Source organism: Oceanobacter antarcticus, assembly GCF_044962685.1.
Lineage (GTDB): Bacteria > Pseudomonadota > Gammaproteobacteria > Pseudomonadales > Oceanobacteraceae > Oceanobacter > Oceanobacter antarcticus.
The window spans coordinates 1-258 of sequence record NZ_JBBKTX010000105.1; the positions used below are offsets into that span (position 1 = coordinate 1).

Consider the following 258-nt stretch of genomic DNA (forward strand, 5'->3'; position numbering starts at 1 on the left):
GTTCCATTTCGACCAGTTCCAGCATCTCTGCGTATTCTTCTGAGTCTGCGCCACCGCAGTCTTCAGCCAGCAGGTCGGCCTTGTTCAGGAATACCAGGATGTAAGGGACACCTACCTGACGGGACAGCAGGATGTGCTCACGAGTCTGCGGCATTGGGCCGTCAGTGGAACCACATACCAGGATCGCTCCGTCCATCTGCGCAGCACCGGTGATCATGTTTTTCACATAATCCGCGTGTCCTGGGCAATCTACGTGCG

At 56.2% G+C, this 258-nt stretch carries 1 protein-coding gene; it reads right to left on the minus strand.

Annotated features, from left to right (window positions below; genetic code table 11):
* Positions 1-258: GTP-binding protein (locus WG929_RS21115; protein WP_416207639.1), on the minus strand; the 258-nt coding region annotated here is incomplete at both ends.